The sequence below is a fragment of the Nocardioides iriomotensis genome (genome assembly GCF_004168035.1).
In the GTDB taxonomy this organism is placed as follows: domain Bacteria; phylum Actinomycetota; class Actinomycetes; order Propionibacteriales; family Nocardioidaceae; genus Nocardioides_B; species Nocardioides_B iriomotensis.
Genome location: NZ_SDPU01000022.1, coordinates 318,417 through 342,818 on the forward strand (window position 1 = coordinate 318,417; position 24,402 = coordinate 342,818).

Here is a 24,402-nt window from a genome sequence, read left to right on the forward strand (position 1 = left end):
CCGCGGGGGAGTTCAGGCGCGCTTCAGGTGCGATGCCCGAGGCTGGCAGGACCCAGTCGAGAGGACACCCACCATGCCCGCCCGCACACTCGTCGCCCTCGCCCTGACCCTCGTCGCCGGAGCCGCCGTCGGAGGCTCGGCCGCCACCCCGGCGTCGGCCGTCGACTCCGCCCGGTTCGACGACCCGCAGCCGAACGCGTACTTCCCGCTGGTCCCCGGCACGGTCTCGCGGTACCGCGGCCACGAGGACGGTGAGCGCTTCCGCGAGCGCGTGGTGGTCACCCACCGCACGAAGGTGATCCAGGGCGTGACCACGACCGTGGTGCGCGACGTTGTGCGCCGGGCGGACGGGAGCGTCGACGAGCGCACCCACGACTGGTACGCCGCCGACGACGCCGGCAACGTCTGGTACTTCGGCGAGCGGACCGCGACGTACGACGAGCACGGTGACGTCGAGAGCCGCGAGGGGTCGTGGCGGGCCGGTGTCGACGGCGCGGTCGCCGGGATGGTCATGCCGGCGGACCCGCGGCCCACGGCGGCGTACCGGCAGGAGTACCTCCGGGGCGAGGCCGAGGACCAGGCCTGGATCGTGCAGCGGCACGTGTCCACGCGGGTGCCGCACGGCCGCGTCCACGACGCCGTCCGGAGCCTGGAGTGGTCGCGTCTGGAGAAGGACGTCGTCTCCGAGAAGGTCTACGGGCCGGGCCTCGGGATCGTCCGCGAGCGGGACCTGTCCGGTGGCGACGAGGTGTTCACGCTGGTGTCGGTCAGCCGGCCCTAGCCGCGCCGAGCTACCGATATCGGTAGTTCAGGCGTGACCCATGGGTCACCCTTCGACTACCGATACCGGTAGTCGGACTCACCCGCGGGGCGCACCGACCGCCATCGCGATGCTGCTCGCGACGAGGTGCTCCTTGACCTGCTCGCGGGACAGCGTGGCGACGGTCGGGATGCCCGGCGCCGCCTCCTTCACGAGCATGCCGACCCGGGCGAGCTGCATGCCGCCCAGCCCGGCGGCGTACAGCGTGTTGGCGAGCAGGTGGACGTCGTCGGTGTGGAAGCTGCCGGTCTCGACGCCGGCCTCGATCGCGGCCGCCACGCGAGCCAGGCAGGTGCTGATCGCCCGGCCGAGCCGGAACATCGCGCCCTCGCTGATCTCCTCCAGCAGCTCCGGACCGGGCCTCCGCATCAGGGTCAGCGCGCAGTCGACGAACGCCGGGTAGGCCAGGCCGTAGTCGATGAACGCCTCGGTGATCCCGCGCAGCCGCTCCACCGGGTCACCGTCGGGCCGGTCGGCGGCGGCGAGGCGCTGGTCGAGCTCGTCGAGGTAGCCGACGAGGGTGAGCGCGAACAGCTCCTCCTTGCCGGTGAAGTGCCGGTAGATGATCGCGCGGTTGATGCCGACGGCCCGGGCGATGTCCTCGATCTGCGCGTCGCGGACACCGCGCGCGTCGAACAGGGTGCGCGTCGCGGCCAGGATCTCGGCCTCGCGACGGCGGCGCCGCGCGGCGGCGGCGGTGCGCCGGCCGTCCTGCGGAGGAGCGGCCTGCCCGACGGGTTCGACGCTGGTCACGCGGTCATGCTACGTCGGACCCGGGGCATGTTGTGACCACCCGTGTCACGCGTCGTACACCTGGCCGCCGAGCAGCCGGACGGTCTCGATGGTGTCGGCCTCGTCGGCGGTCTTGTCGTCGCGGTAGCGCAGCACGCGAGCGAAGCGCAGCGCCAGCCCGCCGGGGTAGCGCGTCGACCGCTGCAGCCCGTCGAACGCGATCTCGACGACCTGCTCGGGCTTCACGTGCACGACGTGCTGCGAGCGTGACGTCTCCAGCCCGAGGAAGCGCTCGGTCTGCCACGCGAGCATCTCGTCGGTCATGCCCTTGAACGTCTTGCCGAGCATGACGTAGCCACCGTTGCCGGGGTCGCCCGCGCCGAGGTGGATGTTGGACAGCCAGCCCTGGCGGCGGCCGGAGCCCCACTCGATCGCCAGCACGACGAGGTCGAGCGTGTGCCGCGGCTTGACCTTGACCCAGGCGGCGCCGCGCCGGCCGGCGGCGTACGGCGCGTCGAGGGCCTTGACCACGACGCCCTCGTGCCCGTCGGCGACGACCTTCGTGAACAGCCGCTGCGCCTCGGCCACGTCGGCGGTCAGCACGCGCGGCACCAGAGCCGCGGCCGGCACCACCTCCGCGAGGCGCACCAGTCGCTCGCGTGCAGGCGCGTCGACGAGGTCCTCGTCGTCGACGAGCAGCAGGTCGAAGAAGTACGACGTCAGCGGCACCGTCGCGCGCAGCGTCTCGAGGTCGGCGCTGCTCGCGGTCCGCGCGCCGGTCTCCTGGAACGGCCGCGCCCGGCCGGCCTCGTCGAGCGCGATGGCCTCCCCGTCCAGCACCAGCCGGCGAGACGGGAGCCCACGCACGAGCTCGACCACCTCGGGCAGCCGGTCGGTGATGTCGTCGAGGCTGCGGGTCCACACCCGGACCTCGTCGCCGTCCTTGTGCACCTGGATCCGGATGCCGTCGAGCTTGGTGTCGACCGCGACCTCGCCGTCGAGACCGGCGAAGGCGTCGTCGATGGCGGGCGCGCTGGACGCGAGCATCGGGCGCACCGGCCGTCCCACCTCGAGCCGGAACGCCGCCAGCCCGGCCTCGCCGTCGCGCAGCGCCGCCACCGCCACCGGCGCGGTCGCGCCCGCGAACATCGCCGCCCGTCGTACGGCGTCCGGAGCGACCCCGGCCGCGGCGGCCACCGCGTCGAGCACCAGCGCGTCGAGCGCGCCCTGCCGGAGCTCGCCGGTGACCAGCCCGCGGAGGTACGCCTGCTCGTCGGCGGTGGCGCGGCCGAACAGGTCGGTGACCTGCCGCTCCCGCACCGCCTTGGAGCCGGCGCCGGCGACCAGGCTCAGCGTCTCGAACGCCGCGTCCACCTCCAGCGCGTCGAGGGACGGCTCAGGGGCCGGCTCCGGGAGCGAGGCCAGGCCGCGCCAGCCGAGCCCCGTCCGCCGCTGCCGCAGCGAGCCACCGAGGTAGTGGGCCACCACCGACACGACCTCGTCGCCCTCGTCGCCGGCGTGCCGGACGACGTCCGCCAGCGCGGCCACCTTGGCCTTGCGGGAGCGGGTGGCGCGCACCGCCGCGTGGGCGGCGACGAGGTCGGCGAGGAGCATGCGGTCATCCTGCCCGGTCCCACCGACGATCTATCGTGAGCGCGTGCCCGCACCCACGACCGAGCAGACGCGTGTCTGGCAGCCTGACTGGCCGCTGCCGATGCGCCAGGTGCTGGTGATCCTGCGGCACGGCGGCGGCGACCCGACGTTCCGCACCGATGACGACGGCACGGTCTGGCGCGGGATCCTCACCCCCGAGGGGCCGGCCACGCTGCGGCTGCGCCAGGCGCTCGACGGCAGGGTGCACGCGGCGGCCTGGGGGAGCGGCGCGACCTGGGCGCTCGACTCGGTGCCGGCGATGCTCGGCGCCGACGACGACCCGACCGGCTTCGAGCCGCAGCACGACGTCGTCGCCGACCTCCACCGGCGGCACCGGCACTGGCGGATCACCTGCACCGGTCTGGTGATGGAGTCGCTGGTGCCGGCGATCATCGAGCAGAAGGTGACCGGTCAGGAGGCGTTCGCCGGGTTCCGCGCGCTCGTGCACCGGTACGGCGAGCGGGCCCCCGGCCCGGGCGTGGAGCGGCGGCTGTGGGTGCAGCCGTCGGCGGCGACGATCCGCACGATCCCGTCCTGGGAGTGGCTCCGGATGCACATCGACCCGGCGCGCTCGCGGGCGGTCGTGACCGCGGCGCGGGTCGCGTCGTCCCTCGAGCGCACTGTCGGGCTGCCGTCCGACGAGGTGGACCGGCGGCTGCGCAGCCTGCCCGGCATCGGCGTGTGGACGTCCGCGGAGACGCGGTTCCGGGCGCACGGCGACGCCGACGCGGTGAGCTTCGGCGACTACCACGTCGCGAAGAACGTCGGCTACGCGCTGACCGGCACGGCGGTCGACGACGAGGGCCTGGCCGTCCTGCTGGAGCCCTACCGGCCGCACCGCTACCGGGTGCAGCGCCTGGTCGAGCTGGGCGGGCTGCACCGGCCGCGGCGCGGGCCGCGGATGGCGCCGCGCACGCACCTGCCGGCGAGGCGCCCGTGACCGACACCCAGGTGGAGGCCGTCACCGGCTACCCGCTCGCCACCAAGGTGCTGCACTGGCTGACCGTGCTGGTGCTCGCCGCCCAGCTCGTCGTCGGCTACACCCTCGACGTCGAGGACGGCCGCGACCGGGTCGAGGACGCCCTCGACGCGCGTGCCGACCGGGCCGGTTCCGAGGCCGAGGAGGAACGCCTCGAGGAGCTCGCGGACGCCGCACACGACCGGGCCCGCGACCAGGACGCCGGGGCGGTGCTGGCCCGGGTGGCCAGCGGCGACGAGCCGGTGCTGACGACGCACGTCGTGCTCGGCCTCACGCTGCTGCTGCTCGCCCTGGTCCGGCTCGTGCGGAGGCGCGTCGTACCCCTGCCGCCGTGGGCGGAGACCCTGACCGAGGGCGAGCGCCGGCTGGCGCACCGGACGGAGCAGGTGCTCTACCTGACGCTGGTCCTGATGCCGCTGTCCGGCCTAGGGGTGCTGCTGGTCGAGGACGACCTGCTGCTGGTGCACGTGGCGACGCACGTGACGTTCTTCGTGGCGGTCACCCTGCACGTCGGGCTGGTGCTCAAGCACCAGCTCGTCGACCGCGACCGGCTGCTGCGGCGGATGCTCTAGCCGCCGTCGGGCTCGAGCGCGGCCTTGTCGACGTCGAGCTCCTTGAGCAGCGCGGCGTCGCGCTCGGTGTCGACGCTGCGCGGAAGCGCGCACTCGGCCTGCGCCGCGCGGTCGTGGAAGCCGCGCTCCCGGAGCGCTTCGGTGACGGTCTCCTTGTCGATCTGCACGTGGTATCCCCTCCCAGGTCTCCACCCTGAGGGTTTCCCGGGACCGGCCGTACCATGCGTACGTTTTCCGGACCGGCCCGTCTACAGCAGCGGTCGGAACGGCCGCAGCACCAGCTCGGTGAACCTCTTGTGCAGCCCGCGCGACGACCACTCCTCGGGCGTCAGCTCGGTGGCGTTGGAGAGGTCGCAGTGGAAGATGCGCTCCATCTCCTCGGCCAGGTCGGGGTCGATGACCTCGATGTTGATCTCGTAGTTGCCGGTCAGCGAGAGCCGGTCGATGTTGGCCGTGCCGACGGTCGACCAGCGGCCGTCGACCGTGGCGGTCTTGGCGTGCACCATCGCGCCCTCGAACCGGAAGATCCGGACGCCGGCGGCGAGCAGCTCGCCGTAGAACCCGCGTGACAGCCAGTCGGCGACGACGTGGTTGGAGGTGCGGGGCACCAGCACCCGGACGTCGACGCCGCGGCGGGCCGCGGCCGTCAGCTCGTCGACGAAGTCGTCGTCGGGGATGAAGTACGCGTGGGTCATCCAGATGCGCGTGGACGCGCGGTTGATCGCCTCCAGGTACATCCCGCGGATCGGGAACATCCACAGCCGCGGCACGTTGCGGTGCACCCGGATCCGCGGCTCCCAGTCGGGGGTCGCCTCCAGCAGCAGCGGGCGGGTGCCGTGCTGCGGGCGGCGGTGCAGGTTCCAGAAGTCGGCGAAGGCGCGGCCGAGGTCCCAGACGCCCGGGCCGGTGACGCGGACGTGGGTGTCGCGCCACTCCGTGGCGTACGCCGTGCCGATGTTGTAGCCGCCGACGAAGCCGACCTCGTCGTCGACGACCATGATCTTGCGGTGGTCGCGCCCGTAGCGGCGGAGGTCGAAGAACCGCCAGCCGGCGCTGTAGACAGGGTAGGCGAGCACCTGCATGCGCGGCCCGAACCGCTTGAACCGCGGGCTGACCACGGCGTTGGCGAAGCTGTCGTAGATCGCGTAGACCTCGACACCGCGGCCGGCCGCCTCCTGCAGCGCGTCCTTGAACCGCTGGCCGACCTCGTCGCCCTTCCAGATGTAGGTCTCGAAGAGGATTCGCTTCTGCGCCGTCGCGATCGCGGCGAGCATGTCGTCGTACAGGTCCTTGCCGAACGTGTACGTCGTCACCTGCCCGTCGCCGATCGCCACCGGACGTGGCTGGATGACCGGGAACGGCTTGGGCCGCTTGCCCCGCCGGCGGTAGGAGTCGACCAGCGTCAACGCCAGCGCCAGCAGTAGCTGGAAGCCGAGCACCGACAGGAGCACGCGGCGCACCGAGACCGGTACCGGGCGGCGGCGGGGGACCGCTGAGCTGCTCACAGGGAGAATCTAACGAAGCCGGACGAGCGACCCGATCGCCGAGGACACGTCATTCGCCGTATCTCTGGCGTAACTCGCGCTCGAAGCGTCGACATCGTGCACCGGCTGGCGAACTCTGGTCTCGGAGAGCCTTGCGGCACCCGTGCTGCGGCGGCTCGGACCGCAGGGGGGTGCCAGATGGTACGCAAACTCGTCGGCTCGAGCCTGAAGTTCCCAGCCCTGGTGGCCGCCCTGGTGGTCGGACTGTTCGCCGCCGGGTTCACCCAGATCCGGGAGATGCCCGTCGACGCGCTGCCGGACTTCGCGCCGGTGTACGTCGAGGTGCAGACCGAGTCCCTCGGGCTGTCGGCCGTCGAGGTGGAGCAGCTGATCACGGCGCCGATGGAGCAGATGCTGCTCAACGGCGTGCCGTGGCTCGACGAGATCTCGTCGGAGTCGATCCCGGGCCTCTCGTCGATCGTCCTGCTGTTCGAGCCGGGCACCGACCCGCTCGAGGCCCGCCAGGTCGTCCAGGAGCGACTGGGGCAGGCGCGCGACCTGCCGCGCGTGTCGACCGCGCCGGTGATGCTGCAGCCACTGTCGTCGACGAGCCGGGTGATGATGGTCCGGGTCGACTCGACCACGCTCACTCCCATCGAGCAGTCGGTGCTCGCGCGGTGGACCCTCAAGCCCGCGCTGCAAGGAGTGCCGGGCGTGGCCAACGTGGCCATCTGGGGCCAGCGCGAGCAGCAGATGCAGGTCCAGGTGGACCCGGACCGCCTGGCCGACGAGGGCGTCACCGTTCGCGAGGTCCTGACCACGTCGGCGAACTCCCTGTGGGTCTCGCCGCTGAGCTTCGTCCGTGCCTCGACCCCGGGCACGGGCGGCTTCATCGACACGCCGAACCAGCGTCTCGGCGTCCAGCACGTGCTGCCCATCGACGACCCCGAGGACCTGGCGAGCGTGGCGCTGGAGGGCCCGGACGGGGAGACGGTGCTCGGGGACGACGGCGAGCCGGTCCGGCTCGGCGACGTCGTCGACGTCGTCGAGGACCACCAGCCGCTCATCGGCGACGCGGTCGCCGGCAACTCGCAGGGCCTCATGCTGGTCGTGCAGAAGTTCCCCGAGGCGAACGTCGTCGAGGTCACCGAGAGCGTCGAGCGCACGCTCGACCGTTTGGCGCCCGGTCTCACGGACGTCGAGCTCGACACCACGGTCTTCCGGCCCGCGTCGTACGTCCAGGAGGGGCTGCGCACGGCCCTGATGCTCGGGATCATCGGGCTCGTCCTGGTGCTGCTCGTGGTGGCACTCCTGTACGACTGGCGCGTCGGCGTCGTCATCGCCGTCGCCCTGCCGCTGTCGCTCGTCACGGCGGCGCTGGTCCTCCACCTCCGCGACGCGTCGATGAACGTCATGCTGCTCGCGGGTCTCGCGATCGCCACCGCAGCGGTCGTCGACGACGCGGTCGTCGACTTCCACAACGTCCGCGTGCGCCTCGCGGCGACGGGGGCGGACGAACGCGCCCGCACGCTGGCCGTCGCGATCGAGGAGATGCGCCGACCGATGGTCTTCGCGACCCTCATCGTGCTGGCGGCCGCGGTCCCGTTGTTCTGGGTCGGTCTCCGGGACGGTCTGGACGGCGCCTTCTTCGGACCGGTCCTCCTGTCCTACAGCCTGGCGCTGGTCGTCTCGCTGATCGTCGCGCTCACCGTCACCCCGGCGCTGTCCGCGCTGCTGCTCCGCCGCCGGCCACCCGGCAGCGCCGCCTCACCCCTGGCCGGCCGACTCGCGTCGTCCTACGGGAAGGTGCTGGTCCGTGGCATCGCCCGGCCCGCCGCGGCTCTCGCGGCGTTCGCGGTGCTGGCGGTCGCCGGGATCGCGGTCGCGCCCGCCCTCGACGCCGACATGGGTCCGGGTCTGCAGGAGCGGACCCTGGTGGTGCACTGGCAGGCGGCGGCAGGGACGTCGCACGGGGAGATGAGCCGCATCACCTCCCGGGTCGCGGACGAGCTGAGGACGGTGCCGGGGATCAAGACCGTCGGCGCGCACGTCGGGCGGGCGATCACCTCTGACGTGGTGTCGAGCGTGAGCAGCGGCGAGCTCTGGCTGACGCTGTCCTCGGACGCGGATCGTGACGCCACGGTGGCGGAGGTCCGGGACGTCGTGGCCGGCTACCCCGGCATCGCGCACGACGTGCAGACCTACACCGACGAGCGAGCCGCCGCGTACGGCGTCGGAGCGACCGAGACGGAGCAGGTCGTGGTGCGCGTCTTCGGCCAGGACTTCGACCTCCTGCGCGACCAGGCCGAGGCGGTGCGAGCCGCGCTGGACGGCGTGGACGGCGCCGGAATGGTGACGGTGAGCCAGCAGCCCCGGGAGCCCCAGATCGACATCGAGGTCGACCTGGCCGCCGCGCAGGAGGCCGGACTCACTCCTGGCGAGATCCGTCGTGAGGCGGCCACGGTCATCTCGGGCATCGAGGTGGGGAGCCTGTTCGAGGAACAGAAGATCTTCCAGGTCGTCGTCATCGGGACGCAGGACACCCGGCACGACCTTGCCGCCGTGGAGGACCTCCTGATCGACACCACACCCGGCGGCCGCGCGGTCCGGTTGGGTGACGTGGCGGACGTGTCCGTCACCTCCTCACCCACCACGATCCGGCACCACGCGGTCTCCCGGTACGTCGACGTGGTCGTCGGCGTGTCGGGTCGGGGCGTCCCCGACGTGGCCACGGACGTGGAGGCCGTCCTGGCCGGCCTGGACTTCCAGCAGGAGTACCACGCGGAGATCCTCGGCGACTACGCCGCCGAGCGGCGGGTGCTGCTCGAGGTCCTCGGCGTCGCCGGGGCAGCGCTCGTCTTCATGTTCCTGCTGTTCCAGGCCTGCCTCCGCAGCTGGAAGCTCGCGGCGCTGGCCTTCATCGGGCTGCCGCTCGCCCTGTCCGGCGGGATGCTCGCCGCGGCGGCAACCGGCATGGAGCTCCGCCTCGGGACGCTGCTGGGCCTGCTCGTCCTGGTCGGCGTGTACACCAGGAACCTCCTCGCGCTGTTCGGGCACTACCGTGCCCTGGCGCGGCCCGACGGGCACCGCCCCGGCGTCGGCGTCGTCGTCGCGGGGGCGCGCGACCGGTTCCTGCCCACGTTCGTCTCGGCGACGGCGCTCGCCGTCCTGGTGCTGCCGGTCGTGGTGCTGGGACGGACGGCCGGCACCGAGCTGTTGTACCCCGCTGCCGTCGTCATCCTGGGCGGACTGGTGACCACGCTGGCGATGGGGCTGTTCTTCCTGCCGTTGATGTACATGGGTGTCGCGCCCCACGAGGACTCCTCGGACCTCGGGGCCGGCTTCGACCGGCAGCCGGTCGACCCCGGACTCAGCGTCGGCTGAGACCTGGAAACACCCGACCAGAGGAGGTGCACATGAGGGACGACAGCCCGTCACGCGTGGTGACGGCAATGATGGGGGGCGGGATCGTCGTGCTGGGCGCGGTCCTCGCCGCGAGCCTCTCGCTGCTGAGCCCCGCCCAGGGAGGCGACGACACGCACACCGCGAGCCGCCCCCCGGCCCACGTCGAGCCCGTCACGGGCACGGACGTGTCCCGGGTGACGCTCACTCCCCGGGCCGTCCAGCGGATCGGTCTCGAGACCGCCACGGTGGGGACCTCCGGAGGGGACCGGCGGACCCGCCTCGTCATCCCCTACGCGGCACTTCTCTACGACGAGGAGGGCAGCACGTGGACGTACACCGCGCCCGGCCGCCGCGTCTTCCAGCGGGCACCCGTCGCCGTGGACGTGATCGAGGGTGACCGGGTGTGGCTCTCCGAAGGCCCGGAGGCGGGCACGCGCGTCGTGACCGTCGGTGCCCAGGAGCTGCTCGGAGCAGAGTTCGGCGTAGGGCACTGACGCTCGAGAGGGGGTGGGCGGGATGATGCGCTGGATCGTGCGGACCAGCCTGACCTACCGGTTCCTGGTCGTCGCGGGCGCGACGGCGCTCATGGCGCTGGGTGGCGTCCAGCTGAGGGGCACGTCGGTCGACGTCTTCCCCGAGTTCGCCCCGCCGCGCGTCGAGGTCCAGACGGCCTGCATCGGCCTGACGGCCGGTGAGGTCGAGGAGCTGATCACGGTTCCTCTCGAGCAGAACCTCCAGGGTGTCCCGGGGCTCGACGTCCTCCGGTCGAAGTCGGTCACCCAGCTGTCCTCGGTCGAGCTGATCTTCGAGCCGGGGACCGACCTGATGGACGCGCGGCAGCTCGTCCAGGAGCGGCTCGCGACGATCCAGCCGACCCTGCCGAGCTGGGCGGCGCCGCCGGTCATCATCCAGCCGCTGTCCGCGACGAGCCGCGTCCTGAAGATCGGCATGTCGTCGGACGAGATGGACATGATCGACCTGTCGATGACGGCGTACTGGAAGGTCCGGGCCAGGCTGCTGGGCGTCAGCGGTGTGGCCAACGTCGCAATGTGGGGCCAGCGGCGCGAGATGGTCTTCGTCAACGTCGACCCCGAGGCGCTGCACGACCACGGGATCACGCTCGAGCAGGCCATGACGGAGACCTCGACGGCGGTCGACGCCGGACTCCTGAAGCACGTGAGCGGCACCCTGGTCGGGACGGGTGGCGCCGTCGAGACACCCAACCAGCGCGTGGGCGTCCAGCACACGCTTCCGATCGTCACGGCCGACCACCTGCAGCAGGTCGTGGTCGGCACGTCCCAGGACGACGCGCCCGTCCGGCTGGGAGACGTCGCCGACGTCGTCCGCGGGCACCAGCCTCTGAGCGGCGACGCCGTCATCAACGACGGCCAAGGGCTGATGCTCATCGTCGAGAAGCTGCCGTGGGCCAACACGCTGGACGTGACGCACGGTGTCGAGAAGACCCTCGAGGAGCTGGCTCCGGGGCTGGACGGCATCGAGATCGACAGCAGCATCTTCCGGCCCGCCACGTTCATAGAGATCGCGATCGACAACCTCACCAGCGCCCTGTTCATCGGCTCCGTGCTGGTCATGGCCATCCTGCTGCTGTTCCTGTTCGAGTGGCGCAGCGCGCTGATCAGCGCCGTCGCCATCCCGCTCTCCCTGCTCGCGGCGCTGCTGGTCCTCGACTGGCGCGGAGCCACCATCAACACGATGATCCTGGCCGGGCTGGTGATCGCCGTCGGCGTCGTGGTCGACGACGCCATCATCGACATCGAGAACATCGTGCGGCGGCTCCGGCAGCACCGCGCGGAGCACGGCCGCACGAGCGCGCGCGTAGTGCTCGAGGCGTCGGTCGAGGTCCGCAGCGCCATCACGTACGCCACCTTGATCAACGTCGTCGCGGTGGTGCCTGTGCTCTTCCTCGACGGCCTGACCGGCGCGTTCTTCCGGCCCCTGGTGCTGGCTTACGCCCTGGCGGTGCTCGCCTCGATGGTCGTGGCCCTCACCGTGACACCCGCGATGGCACTGCTCCTCCTCGGCCGAGCCCCGCTCGCACGCCGGCAGCCGCCGCTGGTGCGGCTGCTGCAGCGCGGGTACGTCGCGACCCTGTCGGGGCTGATGCGCCGGATGCGCCTGTTGGCCACCGGCTTCGCCGTCGTGGTCGCCGCGGGTGTCGCCGCGGTGCCCGCGCTCGGCCAGTCGCTGCTCCCGGACTTCAAGGAACGTGACTTCCTCATGCACTGGCTGGGCACGCCGGGCACGTCGCACCCGGAGATGGTCCGGATCACGACGCGGGGGAGCCGGGAGCTCCGGGCGATCGACGGTGTGCGCAACTTCGGCGCCCACATCGGGCAGGCGAGCAACGCAGACGAGGTCGTGGGGATGTACTTCGGCGAGAACTGGATCAGTGTCGACCCGGCGGTTGACTACGACCAGACCCTGGCGAAGATCCAACGGACGGTGGACGGCTACCCGGGGCTCTACCGGGACGTGCAGACCTACCTCAAGGAGCGCATCCGGGAGGTGCTGACCGGCTCGAGCGACGCCATCGTCGTGCGCGTGTACGGCGACGACCTGGACCGGCTGCGCGCGACCGCCGAGCAGGTCCGCGCCCGGATGGCGGCCGTCGAGGGCACGGCCGAGGTGCACGTCGAGCTGCAGGTCAACGAGCCGCAGATCGAGGTCGAGGTCGACCTGGCCAAGGCCCAGGAGCACGGCCTCAAGCCGGGTGACGTGCGTCGCGCGTCGGCCGCGATCCTCGGCAGCGAGGAGCTCGGCGACCTGTGGACCGGCGGCCGTGTCTACGACATCCGGATCTGGGGCGTCCCCGACAAGCGGGACGACCTGACGTCCGTGCGGGACATGCTGATCGACACCCCCGACGGAGGGCAGGTGCCGCTGAGCTCCATCGCCGACGTGGACGTGCGCCCCACGCCCAACCTGATCCAGCACGAGAATCTCCGCCGCTACATCGAGATCAGCTCCAACGTCCGGGGCCGCGACCTCGGCGCCGTCGCCGGCGACATCCAGCGGGCCGTCGACGCCGTCGAGTACCCCACCGGCTACTTCCCGGAGGTCACCGGCGAGTTCGCCGAGCGGCAGGAGGCGCAGCGACGCCTGCTCGTGTGGGCCTCGGTGGCGGCGCTGGTCATCCTGCTCCTGCTGCAGATCGCGTTCCGGAGCTGGCGGCTGGCGCTCGTAGCCTTCATGACCCTCCCCGCCGCGATGGTCGGCGGCATCCTGGCGACGTACTTCACCGACGGGACGCTCTCGCTCGGCTCGCTCGTGGGGTTCCTGACCGTGCTGGGAATCGCCGCCCGCAACGGCATCATGCTGATCAGCCACTACCAGCACCTCCAGCGCGAGGAGGGGGAGGTGTTCGGCCCGGCCCTGGTGCTGCGCGGGGCGCAGGAGCGGCTCGCGCCGATCCTGATGACGGCCCTCGCGACTGCGCTTGCGCTGCTGCCGCTCGTCGTGGCGGGCAGCATCCCCGGCCACGAGATCGAGCACCCGATGGCCGTGGTCATCCTCGGCGGACTCGTCACCTCGACGTTGCTGAACCTGTTCGCGGTCCCCTTCCTCTACCTCAGGTTCGGCGGACCGCGTCCGACGGTCGCGGCGGACGGCCCGGTCCCCGAGCCTGCGTGACTGTCGGAGGCGGGTCGTACGCTGACACGCATGAGGCCCGTGACCGACCTGCAGCGCAGTGTCGCGCCGTTCAAGGTGGAGTCCGACTACACGCCGTCGGGCGACCAGCCGACCGCGATCAAGGACATCGAGCGGCGGATCACGGCCGGCGAGCAGGACGTCGTGCTGCTCGGCGCCACCGGCACCGGCAAGACCGCGACGGTCGCGTGGGCGGTGGAGAAGCTGCAGCGCCCCACCCTGGTTATGCAGCCCAACAAGACCCTCGCCGCGCAGTTCGCCAACGAGCTGCGCCAGCTGCTCCCCAACAACGCCGTCGAGTACTTCGTCTCCTACTACGACTACTACCAGCCCGAGGCCTACGTCCCGCAGACGGACACCTACATCGAGAAGGACTCCTCGATCAACGAGGAGGTCGAGCGGCTCCGGCACTCCGCGACCAACTCGCTGCTCACCCGTCGCGACGTGATCGTGGTGTCGACGGTGTCGTGCATCTACGGCCTGGGCACCCCGCAGGAGTACGTCGACCGCATGGTCCAGATGCGGGTCGGCCAGGAGTGGGACCGCGACAAGCTGCTCCGCCGGCTCGTCGAGATCCAGTACACCCGCAACGACATGTCGTTCACCCGCGGCACGTTCCGGGTCCGCGGCGACACACTCGAGGTCTTCCCGGTCTACGAGGAGCTCGCGATCCGGGTGGAGTTCTTCGGCGACGAGATCGAGCGGCTGATGACGCTGCACCCGGTCACCGGCGAGGTCGTGACCGAGGACAGCGAGCTGCACATCTTCCCGGCGACCCACTACGTCGCCGGGCCCGAGCGCATGGAGCGCGCGATCCGGGGCATCGAGCTCGAGCTCGAGGACCAGCTCCGGTTCTTCGAGAAGCAGGGCAAGATGCTCGAGGCGCAGCGCCTCCGGATGCGCACGACGTACGACATCGAGATGATGCGGCAGGTCGGCTCCTGCTCCGGCATCGAGAACTACTCGATGCACATCGACGGCCGCACCCGCGGCTCGGCGCCCAACTGCCTGCTCGACTACTTCCCCGAGGACTTCCTTCTCGTCGTCGACGAGTCGCACGTCGCGGTGCCCCAGATCGGCGGCATGTACGAAGGCGACATGTCCCGCAAGCGCAATCTGGTCGACCACGGCTTCCGGCTGCCGAGCGCGATGGACAACCGGCCGCTGCGCTGGGAGGAGTTCCTCGACCGGATCGGCCAGACGATCTACCTCTCCGCGACGCCCGGCGACTACGAGCTGGCCAAGGTCGGCGGCGTCGACAACGTCGTGGAGCAGATCATCCGGCCGACCGGCCTGGTCGACCCCGAGGTCGTCGTCAAGCCCACCAAGGGCCAGATCGACGACCTGATCCACGAGATCAACGGGCGCACCGAGAAGAACGAACGGGTGCTGGTCACCACGCTGACCAAGAAGATGTCGGAGGACCTGACCGACTACCTCCTCGAGGCCGGCGTCCGCACCCGCTACCTCCACAGCGAGGTCGACACGCTCAAGCGCATCGAGCTGCTGCGCGACCTGCGGCTCGGGCAGTACGACGTGCTCGTCGGCATCAACCTGCTCCGCGAGGGTCTCGACCTGCCCGAGGTGTCGCTGGTGGCGATCCTCGACGCCGACAAGGAGGGCTTCCTGCGCTCCGACAAGTCGCTGATCCAGACGATCGGCCGCGCCGCCCGCAACGTGTCCGGGCAGGTCGTCATGTACGCCGACAAGGTCACCGCGTCGATGGAGGCCGCCATCGACGAGACCAACCGGCGCCGCGAGAAGCAGGTCGCCTACAACAAGGCCAACGGCGTCGACCCGCAGCCGCTGCGCAAGAAGATCGCCGACATCACCGAGATGCTCGCCCGCGAGGACGAGAACACCGAGGAGCTCCTCAAGACCTGGCAGAACGTCGACCCCAAGGGCGCCGCCCGCAAGGGCCAGCCCGTGCCCGGCCTCGGCCGCGAGTCCGGCAAGCACGCCGCCGACCTCGCCGGCCTGCCGAGCGCGGAGCTCGCCGAGCTGGTGCAGCAGCTCACCGAGCAGATGCACACCGCGGCCGCCGAGCTGCAGTTCGAGCTGGCCGCCCGGCTGCGCGACGAGATCCAGGACCTCAAGCGCGAGCTCCGCCAAATGGTCGAGGCCGGCGCCCGCTGATGCCCAGCCCCGCCCATCACCGCCGCTGGCTGCGTTGTCGTCGGTCGACGAGGCCCGCCTCGCCTCCCTCCTCCGCCTTGCCATCGACGGCACTGGACGACGCTGAGCTATCAGCGGAGGTTCGCCGATGACGCCGGAGGAGCTGGCGACGTACGCCCTCGCCAAGCCGGGTGCCTGGCCCGACTCGCCGTGGGAGAACGACCGGGTCGCCAAGGTCGGACCGGGGGAGCGCGGCAAGATCTTCGCCTTCCTCGGCAACGACGCCGTCGGGGTCAAGTGCGGACCCGGCCGCGACGGGCCGGCCGACGAGTGGATCGACCGCTACCCCGACGAGGCGTCGGTGATGGCCTACATCGGCCGCAACGGCTGGAACACCCTGCGCATCGACGGGGCGATCCCCGACGACGAGCTGCGCGAGGCGGTCGACACCTCCTACGAGCTCGTCGTCGCCAAGCTGCCGAAGAAGCTTCGACCGGAGGGGGATGCCTCGTGGCACTGACCGTGCAGGTGACGTTCGACTGCGCCGACCCGGGGGCGCTCGCGGAGTTTTGGTGCGAGGTGCTCGGCTACCGGCTCGAGTCGCCGCCGGCCGGGTTCGACTCCTGGGACGCCGCGCTCGACGCCTGGGGCGTGCCGCCGGAGCACCGCAACGACCGGTCCGCCGCCGTCGACCCGGAGGGCGACGGGCCGCGACTGTTCTTCCAGAAGGTGCCCGAGGGCAAGACCGCCAAGAACCGCGTCCACCTCGACGTGCGCGCGGCAGCTGAGGCGACCGGCGACGAGCGGATGGCGGCCCTCGAGGCCAAGGCCGACGCCCTGGTCGCGCTCGGGGCCGAGCGGGTCCGCCGGCACGAGCCCGACGCGGAGCCGGGGAGTGCGGGATTCCTGGTGCTGCGCGATCCTGAGGGCAACGAGTTCTGCCTCGACTGAGCTCGTCCCGAGCGAGGGAGAGCCGCGATGCGCACGACGAGCCGCCCGAGTGCGGTCACGCTGGCCGGCCTCCTGCTGGCCGCGCTGACTGCCTGCGCCGGCGGCGACGAGTCGGGTGACGCGGACCCGTCCGGCTCCGGCCCCGCGGGCTCGGCCGGGACGGTCGCGTTCGACCAGGCACTGCACGACGAGCTCGTCCGGATGCAGGCCGACGACCAGGCCGAGCTGACCGGGCAGGGCGAGGACCCGGAGACGACGTTCGAGGAGCGCCAGGTGCGCCTCGCCGAGATCTTCGACGAGCACGGCTGGCCGGGCTGGGCACTCGTCGGCAGGGAGGGCTCGACGGCTGCGTGGGTGGTCGCCCAGCACGCCGACCTCGACCCGGAGCTCCAGCGCCGTGCGCTCGACCTCCTCGCGGAGGCTGTCGCCGCCGACGACGCCTCCCACGGTGACCTGGCCTACCTCACCGACCGGGTGGCGGCCGCCGAGGGAAAGGAGCAGACCTACGGCACCCAGATCCGCTGCGACGGCGCCGAGGCCGTGCCCGCGACGCCGATCGGGGACCAAGCCGGGGTCGATGAGCGGCGGGCGGAGGCCGGGCTCGATCCGCTGCGCGACTACGTGGCGGAGATGGAGAAGCTCTGCGCGAGCGACGCGGAGTGACCCATCGGCACCCCTTCAGGCGAACGGTCAGTCGTCGCTGTCGTCACCCGGCGGCAGCGACGGTCGGTCACGCTTGTCGAGCCGCTTGCGCTCCTTGGCCTCGAGCTTCTCGCGCTGGCTGCGGATGATCTCGCGCTTCTGCACCTGCACCTGGACCAGGCGCATCCCGACGAACAGCGTCGGGAACACCGGCCACGGGAACGAGCCCACCCCGGAGGTGACCAACCAGATCACCCACGTGACGACCGCGATGAACAGCAGCCCGTTGAGCGCCTCCGCGCGCTGCTTCTCCCAGTGCCGCAGCGCCTGCGCGTCGAGCGACTCGACGGTCGTCCGGTCGAGTGCGGTGCCCGGTGCTCCGGGCGCCATCGGGACCAGGTCGGCCAGCAGCGGAGGCAGGTCGCCGAGCGTCTTCGCGGTCGTGGCGGCGGTCGCCCGCTCGTCGTACTCCTCCTTGGTGAGCCGACCGTCGGCGTAGGCGTCCCCGAGGGCCGCGACCACCACCGCACGGTCCTTGTCGGCCGCGCGCAGCGTCGCGCTCTCGGGCCGGCGCGGGTCGGAGGAGAAGTCGTGCCACGGCACGGGTGTCGTCACGCGGTGAATTCTAGGCGGGCAGTCAGGCGGTCCCGGGGTCCGGAAGGCGTCTCGCCGTACGACGGATTCGCGGAGCGGGTCACAGGTCTGAGAGGATGACCCATGGAGGGGAGTATTCCTTCGCGTCGGTGTCGTCATCACGGACGCCGGTCCCACGGACCGGACGGTCCCGGCATCGTCGGCCCCCGCGCTGGGTAGACCCCAGGGGGCGGAAGAGACCTCCGGATCTGTCGCTGTCCCTGGCGCCGTCCCCCGTGGGTCGCCGTCACGCAACCGCTGTCCGGAGGAGTCTGTACGTGGACGTTCCCACTTGGGTCTGGTGGACCACCATCGTCGTCACGATGGCGATCCTGATCTTCGACGTCGTCATCATCGGCCGTCGCCCGCACGAGCCGTCGATGAAGGAGGTCTCCACCTACCTGTCGGTGTACGTCGGCCTGGCGATCGTCTTCGGCATCGGCGTGTGGGTGTTCGCCGGCCACCAGTACGGCACGGAGTTCTTCGCCGGCTGGCTCACGGAGTACTCCCTGTCGGTCGACAACCTCTTCATCTTCATCATCATCCTGGGCAAGTTCGCGGTCCCGAAGGAGTACCAGCAGACCGCCCTGATGGTCGGCATCGTGCTGGCGCTGGTCATGCGCGGCATCTTCATCGGCGTGGGTGCCGCCGCGATCAACCAGTTCAGCTGGGTCTTCTACCTCTTCGGCGCGTTCCTCATCTACACGGCCGTCAAGCTGTTCAAGGAGGCGCGCGAGGACGACGACGACGGCGACTACGAGGAGCCGCGGATCGTCCGCTGGGCGGAGAACAACCTGCCCGCGACGAAGGAGTACCACGGGGCCAAGATCTGGGTGAAGGAGAACGGCAAGCGCCTGGTCACCCCGATGTTCATCGTGATGCTGGCGCTCGGCATGACCGACCTGCTGTTCGCGCTCGACTCGATCCCCGCGATCTACGGCCTGACCAAGGAGCCGTACCTCGTGCTGACGGCCAACATCTTCGCGCTGATGGGTCTGCGCCAGCTGTACTTCCTCATCGGTGGCCTGCTCCAGCGGCTGATCTTCCTCGGCTTCGGCCTCTCGGTGCTGCTCGGCTTCATCGGCGTCAAGCTGGTCTTCCACGCGATGCACGAGAACGAGATCCCATTCATCAACGGCGGCGAGCCGATCGAGTGGGCGCCCGAGATCCCGACGCTGCTGTCCCTCGGCGTGATCATCGCGATCCTCGCCGTCACCACGGTCGCGAGCCTGGTCGTGTCGAAGCGCCGCGGCGAGACGGTGTCCGTGGGCAGCGGCGGCGACGGCGACGGCGACGGCAAGGGCACCGCCCCGACCGGCTGACCCCCGCCTCCCCGGGGCACGGCCGGGGCCGGCCTGCGGGCATGACCGCGGTCGCGTCCGGGTAGGTCGGGGGCATGACCGACAACCACGACCTGGGACGGCCCACCTCCGGTGACGTGCTGGACCTGATCCTCGACGACCACCGCCGCTTCGAGGCGTTGTTGCGCGAGCTGCGCGACGTCACCAGCGACCGCGACGCCGTACGGCGGGCGTTCAGCGCCCTGCACGTCGCCCACGCCGAGGCGGAGGAGGCCGAGGTCTACCCCACCCTCCGCCGGAAGGACGCGATCTCCGAGCACGAGGCCGAGCACGGCGAGGAGGAGCATGCCGAGGGGCACGAGGCGCTGCTCAAGGTGCTGGAGGCCGAGGAGCTCGAGGGCGACGCGTTCGACGACCTCGTGGAGGAGCTCGCCACCGCGGTCAACCACCACCTCACCGAGGAGGAGCTGACCATCCTCAACCCGGCCCGCGAGGACGTCGAGGAGAGCGTGCGCGAGCGGCTGGGCGCGGCGTTCGCGAAGGCCCGCAACGAGCGGCTCGACGCGGACTGCGGCAGCGTCGACAACGTCCGGGCGATCGTGAAGCAGGCCGAGAAGGAAGGCCTACTCGACGACTGACGGGTCGTGCACCCGCCCGGCCGCGACGAGCGTCGCCGCCCGGTGCGGCGCGAGCGGGGCGTCCTCGATGGCGGCCGCCCCGCCCTCGGGGGCGTGCAGCATCCACCGGGTGCCGTCGGGCTCGACCGGTCGGGACACGAAGCCGACGTGGTAGATCTGGTCGCCCGGCCGGGCGAAGAAGTACAGGTCGCCCGGCTCGACCACGTCGAGGTCGACCGGCCGCACCCGGGCCGAGGCCTCCTGGTCGAAGGCGTCGCGCGGCAGCAGGCTGAGGTGCGAGCGCAGCGTGAGGTGCACGAGCCCGGAGCAGTCGAGGCCCCAGCCGCTGGTGCCTCCCCAGAGGTACTTCACGCCGACGAACTGACGGGCCGTCGCGAGCAGCGCGTCCGGCGTCCAGGCCGGGTGCTCCCGCTTGTGCCCGAGGGCGACGTCGCTCCGCGACAGCCGCGCGGTGCGTCCGTCGGGGAGCGCGACCTGCACCTCCGGGGTGTCACGGCCGTCCTCGTCGTGCCACAGCAGCGTGCCGCACGACAGGGTGAGCTCGACGCCGTCGTCGCGCACCGCCGTCGCGGTCCGGCCCGTGACGCGCGCGGTGGGACCGGTTCGCCGGTCGACGGGTCGGCCGAGGTGGCCGCGGCGGACCCAGCCGACGTAGCCACGCTCGTCGCTCGAGGAGTCCTGCCACAGCGCCGCGACCCGCGCCCAGCCGTCCCGCTCCTCCAGCACCTGGACGGGCTCGCCGAGGAGCAGCTGGGTGAGCGTGCGCCCGTGCAGGCCGAGGCGGCGGTCGTCGGTGCCCTCGGCGTCGAGGGTCGCGACCCAGGCCGCCATGTCCGGCAGGTCGCCGGTCGCGGCCGCGTCGACGTCGCGCGGCGCGTCGGGGCGGGTCCAGACCGTGGAGACCGGGACGGCCACCTCACGCACGTCGGCCGCGTCCGGCGCGCTCATGCCAGCCCCTCGATGCCGAGGCCGGGCGCGTCGGGCAGCACGACCGTGGCGCCGTCGTACCGCAGCCCGCCGAGGTACGGCGACTCGCGGGCCCACCAGGCGGCGTCGAGGTCCGCGACGACGGAGGTGCCGCAGGCGGCGGCGAGCGACGCCGCGGCGCCCAGCCCGACGTGCGTCTCCATCATCGAGCCGACCGCGGTGCCCATCTCGTGGGCGCGGGCGAGGTCGAGCAGCGTCCGGCCGGTGCTGAGGCCGCCGCACTTGGCGAGCTTGACGTTGACCAGGTCCGCGGCGCGGCGGTGGATCACCGCGACCAGGTCCCGCAGACCGTAGACCGACTCGTCGGCCATCACCGGCGTGTCGACGCGGGCGGTGACCCAGGCCAGGCCGTCGAGGTCCGCGGCGGCGACCGGCTGCTCGACCAGCTCGACGCCGAGCCCCTTGTCCTCCAGCGCCGAGATGACGCGCACCGCCTCGCGCGGCGTCCAGCCCTGGTTGGCGTCGAGCCGGATGCCGACGTCCGGGCCGACGGCGTCGCGGACGGCGGCGACCCGGGCGGCATCGGTGGCGGCGTCCGTGCCGACCTTCAGCTTCAGCACGCCGAAGCCCTCGGCGGTGCGGGTGCGGGCGGTCTCGGCCAGCGCGTCGGCGTCACCGGCGGCCAGCGTCACGTCGGTGGCGACCCGCAGCGTCGTCGAGCCGAGCAGCACCGGCAGGCTCACCCCCCGGCGCCGGGCGGCCACGTCGTGGAGGGCCACGTCGACGGCACCCTTGGCGCCGTGGTTCCCCGCGACCGCCCCGGCGACCGCGCGGCAGGTGGCGGCCAGGTCGTCGGCGTCGGTGCCGGTCACGGCGGCGGCCAGCGGGCCGGCGACGCAGGCCTCCGCGCCGGCCAGCGACTCGCCCGTCACCTGCCACACCTGGGGGGCCTCGCCCCACCCGGTGACCCCGTCGGAGTCGGTGACCCGCACGAGCACGGTGTCGGTGGTCTCGGTGCGGCGCAGCGCGGTCACGAACGGCGTGTGCAGCGGCACGCTCATCCGCTCGGTGGTGACCTCGACGATCCGGCTCATCGGTCCGTTGCCCTCCAGTCCTCCCAGACCACGCGGCTCACGTCGGCGATGAACCCGGCCGCGACCTCCTCGGGCACGTCGACGGTGGTCAGCACGACCAGCACGTACGGCGGCCGGTCGTCCGGCCGCACCAGCGCCACGTCGTGGGTGATGCCGTCGACCCAGCCGGTCTTGTTGGCGACGTACGTCCCGTCCGGCAGGCCCGCCGGAATGCTGCCACGGTGCTCCTGCCGGGCCAGCACCGCCTCGACGTCCGCTGGGACGACGCGCATCACGCGGCCGAGGTCCTCGGCGGTGACCAGGTTGTCGAGGCCGGCCTCCCGGGCGGCGGCGTCCTCGATGCCGCGGGGGAGTGCGGTCGCGGTCGAGGCGCCCGCGTCGGACAGCACCTCGGCGACGGCGTCGGCGCCGACCCGCTCCAGGACCAGGTTCGTCGCGAGGTTCCCGGACTTCACCGTCATGTGCTCGGTGAGCGTGCGCAGCGACCGCTCCTCCCCGAGCGCGGCCCAGGTCTCGTCGTCCTGGTCGTCGGACTGGTCGAGCGAGAACGGCGAGCCGTCGGCCGCCGACGCGAACCGGTTGTGCACGACGACGGGCCGGTCGAGGTCGAGCGCACCGCGCTCGTGCAGGCGGTGCGCGGCGACGAGCAGGGGGAGCTTCATCGTGCTCGCCGCGTAGTGCGGTACGTCGGGGTCGCGGTCGAGGTGCACGCCGCCGTCGAGGTCGCCGAGCCAGACCGACACGACCGGGACGCCGCCGCGCGTGCCCGCGCCGGCCCGGTCGGCGATGGCGGCCGCGAGCCGGTCGACGCGGGCGTGGAGGTCGCTCACGGGCGGAGCAGGAGCCGGACGGTGACGTCGAGGGACGTGGTGACCTCCTCGGCCGTCGCGCGGCCGGTCACCCACTGCACGACGCCGGCGAGCCACACGTCGCGGACGACCTTGGTGATCGCGAGCTGCTCCTCGGTCGGGTCGTCGATCTCCTGGCCGGGCTCGGCCAGCCCGCGCATCAGCAGCCGGGTGACCTGGTGCGCCACGGCACGGCTCTCGTCGCCGACGGACGCGTCGGCGAACATGAACGCCCGGGTGAGGGCCTCGGTGAGGTGCGGGTCGCGCTGCAGCGACTTGGTGGCGCCGTGCAGGACGGCCGCCATCCGCTCCGCGCGCGTGTCGCCGGGCAGCGGCTTGCGCGCGAAGGCCTCGTTGGCCTGCTCGAACTCGCGCGCGAGGGCCGAGACGAGCAGGTGGATCTTCGACGGGAAGTAGCGGTACAGCGTGCCGAGCGCGACGTCGGCCCGGTCCGCGACCGCACGCATCTGGACCGCGTCGAAGCCGCCCTGCGAGGCGAGCGCGATGGTCGCGTCGAGGATCCGCTGGTGCCGCGCACGCTGGGCGGCCGAGCCGAGGTCGTCGTGCGTCAGCGAGCTGACGCTGCTCGACGGGCTGGTCACGGGGTTGTCCTTCCGGGTCGGTCCGGCTGCCGGGCCGACCGTACGCTAGCAAGCCGTGATGCCATCATAGGAACACGTTTCAGTCCGAGCGGGAGCCGCCACGCCGACCTCGGACACCGCTCGGACGGCCGGGCGACCGGTCGATCGATGAGGAGGTCGGAGTGCGGGTAGCCCTGCTGTCCTACCGCAGCAAGCCGCACTGCGGCGGCCAGGGCGTCTACGTCCGGCACCTCAGCCGCGAGCTCGTCGCGCTCGGTCACGAGGTCGAGGTGTTCTCCGGCCAGCCTTACCCGGAGCTGGATCCCGGCGTCCGGCTCACCAAGGTGCCGAGCCTCGACCTGTACCGGGAGCCCGACCCATTCCGCACGCCCCGACCGGGGGAGTACCGCGACGCGGTCGACCTGCTCGAGGTCGCGACGATGTGGACCGCCGGCTTCCCCGAGCCACGCACCTTCAGCCTCCGCGTCGCCCGTCTGCTGCGGGACCGGCTCGGCGACTTCGACGTGGTCCACGACAACCAGACGCTCGGCTACGGCATGCTCGCCGTCCAGCGCTCCGGCCTCCCGCTCGTCACCACGATCCACCACCCGATCACCTTCGACCGCCGGGTCGACCTCGCGGCCGCGACGACCTGGCGGCGGAAGCTGGCGCTGCGCCGCTGGTACGGCTTCCTGCGGATGCAGGGCAAGGTCGCCCGGCAGCTGCCCCGGATCCTCACCGTCTCGACCAGCTCGGCGCGCGACATCGCCCGCGACTTCCGCGTCGACCCTGCGCGGATCCAGGTCGTGCCGCTCGGCGTCGACGAGGGCTTCCGGCCCCACGACGAGCCCCGCGTGGCCGGCCGGATCGTCGCGATGGCCAGCGCCGACACACCGATGAAGGGTGTCGCGACCCTGCTCGAGGCGGTCGCCAAGCTGCGCACCGAGCGCGACGTCGAGCTGCACCTCGTGTCGCGGCCGAAGCCGGGCGGACCCACGGAGCAGCTGGTCGACCGGCTCGGCATCGCCGACGTCGTCCGGTTCGTGCACGGCGTCGACGACGCGGCGCTCGCCGCCCTCGTCGCGTCCGCCGAGGTGGCCTGCGTGCCGTCGCTCTACGAGGGCTTCTCCCTGCCGACCGTCGAGGCGATGGCCAGCGCGACGCCGCTCGTCGTGAGCCGCGCCGGCGCCATCCCCGAGGTCGTCGGCGCGTCCGGTCCCGACGGCGCCTCCGACTGCGCGCTGCTCGTGACACCCGGCGACGTGGGCGAGCTCGTGCACGCGCTGGAGACGCTGCTCGACGACCCCGACCGCCGTACCCGGATGGGGGTGGCGGGCCGTGGGGGGGCGCGCGCGGCC

General features: G+C 72.1%; 22 protein-coding genes. 13 read left to right on the top strand and 9 right to left on the bottom strand.

The annotated features are described in order from the left end of the window. Positions 1-73 precede the first annotated feature (73 nt). Entirely contained in the window at positions 74-781 is a 708-nt protein-coding gene (locus ETU37_RS12330) for a hypothetical protein (RefSeq protein WP_129987622.1), read from the top strand. A gap of 78 nt (positions 782-859) precedes the next feature. On the opposite strand, the gene ETU37_RS12335 is transcribed toward ETU37_RS12330, so the two are convergent. Together ETU37_RS12335 and ETU37_RS12340 are read right to left on the bottom strand one after the other, a co-directional pair. After that, positions 860-1,573 carry a TetR/AcrR family transcriptional regulator gene (locus ETU37_RS12335; RefSeq protein ID WP_129987623.1) on the bottom strand — a complete coding sequence of 238 codons (714 nt, stop codon included), beginning with the start codon at positions 1,571-1,573 and terminating at the stop codon, positions 860-862. Positions 1,574-1,618: 45 nt separating this feature from the next. Beyond that, positions 1,619-3,166: an ATP-dependent DNA ligase gene (locus tag ETU37_RS12340; RefSeq protein ID WP_129987624.1), complete on the bottom strand. Its 1,548-nt coding sequence runs from the start codon at positions 3,164-3,166 to the stop codon at positions 1,619-1,621. A gap of 43 nt (positions 3,167-3,209) precedes the next feature. Between ETU37_RS12340 and ETU37_RS12345 the strand changes: the two genes are divergently transcribed. Beyond that, the gene (locus ETU37_RS12345) at positions 3,210-4,145 is read left to right on the top strand and encodes a DNA-3-methyladenine glycosylase family protein (protein WP_240755692.1); all 936 of its coding nucleotides are present in this window, start codon (positions 3,210-3,212) and stop codon (positions 4,143-4,145) included. After that, positions 4,142-4,756, top strand: a complete 615-nt coding sequence (locus ETU37_RS12350; protein WP_129987625.1) for a cytochrome b/b6 domain-containing protein — start codon at positions 4,142-4,144, stop codon at positions 4,754-4,756. Before ETU37_RS12345 ends, ETU37_RS12350 begins: the two co-directional genes overlap by 4 nt. Here ETU37_RS12350 and ETU37_RS23215 read toward each other — a convergent pair. Both ETU37_RS23215 and ETU37_RS12355 read right to left on the bottom strand, forming a co-directional pair. Beyond that, complete coding sequence (locus ETU37_RS23215) at positions 4,753-4,923, bottom strand: hypothetical protein (RefSeq protein WP_165372509.1); 171 nt, start codon at positions 4,921-4,923, stop codon at positions 4,753-4,755. The two genes, ETU37_RS12350 and ETU37_RS23215, sit on opposite strands and share 4 nt — an antisense overlap. Positions 4,924-5,004: 81 nt before the next feature. Continuing rightward, positions 5,005-6,261, bottom strand: a complete 1,257-nt coding sequence (locus ETU37_RS12355; RefSeq protein ID WP_129987626.1) for a phospholipase D-like domain-containing protein — start codon at positions 6,259-6,261, stop codon at positions 5,005-5,007. 177 nt (positions 6,262-6,438) lie between these two features. Between ETU37_RS12355 and ETU37_RS12360 the strand changes: the two genes are divergently transcribed. The 7 genes from ETU37_RS12360 to ETU37_RS12390 all read left to right on the top strand — a co-directional run bounded on the left by ETU37_RS12360 (position 6,439) and on the right by ETU37_RS12390 (position 17,043). Continuing rightward, positions 6,439-9,624 carry an efflux RND transporter permease subunit gene (locus tag ETU37_RS12360; protein ID WP_129987627.1) on the top strand — a complete coding sequence of 1,062 codons (3,186 nt, stop codon included), beginning with the start codon at positions 6,439-6,441 and terminating at the stop codon, positions 9,622-9,624. A gap of 32 nt (positions 9,625-9,656) precedes the next feature. After that, a complete protein-coding gene (locus ETU37_RS12365) occupies positions 9,657-10,139 on the top strand; it encodes an efflux RND transporter periplasmic adaptor subunit (RefSeq protein WP_129987628.1) in 483 nt (160 codons plus the stop codon). A 22-nt stretch (positions 10,140-10,161) separates the two neighbouring features. After that, entirely contained in the window at positions 10,162-13,296 is a 3,135-nt protein-coding gene (locus tag ETU37_RS12370; protein ID WP_129987629.1) for an efflux RND transporter permease subunit, read from the top strand. Between the two features lie 30 nt (positions 13,297-13,326). Then, positions 13,327-15,450: an excinuclease ABC subunit UvrB gene (uvrB, locus tag ETU37_RS12375; protein ID WP_129987630.1), complete on the top strand. Its 2,124-nt coding sequence runs from the start codon at positions 13,327-13,329 to the stop codon at positions 15,448-15,450. Positions 15,451-15,577: 127 nt separating this feature from the next. Beyond that, complete coding sequence (locus tag ETU37_RS12380; protein ID WP_129987631.1) at positions 15,578-15,949, top strand: MmcQ/YjbR family DNA-binding protein; 372 nt, start codon at positions 15,578-15,580, stop codon at positions 15,947-15,949. Then, a complete protein-coding gene (locus tag ETU37_RS12385) occupies positions 15,940-16,380 on the top strand; it encodes a VOC family protein (RefSeq protein WP_129987632.1) in 441 nt (146 codons plus the stop codon). The genes ETU37_RS12380 and ETU37_RS12385 overlap by 10 nt, the downstream gene beginning before the upstream one ends. A 27-nt stretch (positions 16,381-16,407) precedes the next feature. Beyond that, positions 16,408-17,043 (top strand): DUF6624 domain-containing protein, encoded by a 636-nt coding sequence (locus ETU37_RS12390; RefSeq protein ID WP_129987633.1) that lies wholly within the window; start codon positions 16,408-16,410, stop codon positions 17,041-17,043. Positions 17,044-17,070: 27 nt separating this feature from the next. Here the strand turns inward: ETU37_RS12390 and ETU37_RS12395 are convergent, their stop codons facing one another. Then, positions 17,071-17,637, bottom strand: a complete 567-nt coding sequence (locus ETU37_RS12395) for a DUF1707 SHOCT-like domain-containing protein (protein ID WP_206053890.1) — start codon at positions 17,635-17,637, stop codon at positions 17,071-17,073. Positions 17,638-17,933: 296 nt separating this feature from the next. Here ETU37_RS12395 and ETU37_RS12400 point away from each other — a divergent pair, with 296 nt between their 5' ends. Together ETU37_RS12400 and ETU37_RS12405 are read left to right on the top strand one after the other, a co-directional pair. Further along, positions 17,934-18,977: a TerC family protein gene (locus tag ETU37_RS12400; protein WP_206053891.1), complete on the top strand. Its 1,044-nt coding sequence runs from the start codon at positions 17,934-17,936 to the stop codon at positions 18,975-18,977. Positions 18,978-19,051: 74 nt separating this feature from the next. Beyond that, on the top strand, positions 19,052-19,594 hold the full coding sequence (locus tag ETU37_RS12405) for a hemerythrin domain-containing protein (RefSeq protein ID WP_129987636.1): 543 nt from the start codon (positions 19,052-19,054) through the stop codon (positions 19,592-19,594). On the opposite strand, the gene ETU37_RS12410 is transcribed toward ETU37_RS12405, so the two are convergent. Genes ETU37_RS12410 through ETU37_RS12425 form a run of 4 tightly spaced genes read right to left on the bottom strand, consistent with a single transcriptional unit; the run spans position 19,580 to position 23,065 of the window. Further along, on the bottom strand, positions 19,580-20,542 hold the full coding sequence (locus ETU37_RS12410; protein ID WP_129987637.1) for a C40 family peptidase: 963 nt from the start codon (positions 20,540-20,542) through the stop codon (positions 19,580-19,582). The genes ETU37_RS12405 and ETU37_RS12410 overlap by 15 nt on opposite strands. Continuing rightward, positions 20,539-21,615 carry a mandelate racemase/muconate lactonizing enzyme family protein gene (locus ETU37_RS12415; protein WP_129987638.1) on the bottom strand — a complete coding sequence of 359 codons (1,077 nt, stop codon included), beginning with the start codon at positions 21,613-21,615 and terminating at the stop codon, positions 20,539-20,541. Before ETU37_RS12415 ends, ETU37_RS12410 begins: the two co-directional genes overlap by 4 nt. Beyond that, positions 21,612-22,445: a serine hydrolase gene (locus tag ETU37_RS12420; RefSeq protein WP_165372510.1), complete on the bottom strand. Its 834-nt coding sequence runs from the start codon at positions 22,443-22,445 to the stop codon at positions 21,612-21,614. Before ETU37_RS12420 ends, ETU37_RS12415 begins: the two co-directional genes overlap by 4 nt. After that, the gene (locus tag ETU37_RS12425) at positions 22,442-23,065 is read right to left on the bottom strand and encodes a TetR family transcriptional regulator (protein WP_129987640.1); all 624 of its coding nucleotides are present in this window, start codon (positions 23,063-23,065) and stop codon (positions 22,442-22,444) included. Before ETU37_RS12425 ends, ETU37_RS12420 begins: the two co-directional genes overlap by 4 nt. A gap of 161 nt (positions 23,066-23,226) precedes the next feature. Here ETU37_RS12425 and ETU37_RS12430 point away from each other — a divergent pair. Then, the coding region (locus tag ETU37_RS12430) for a glycosyltransferase family 4 protein (protein WP_129987641.1) at positions 23,227-24,402 on the top strand (1,176 nt) is incomplete at its 3' end.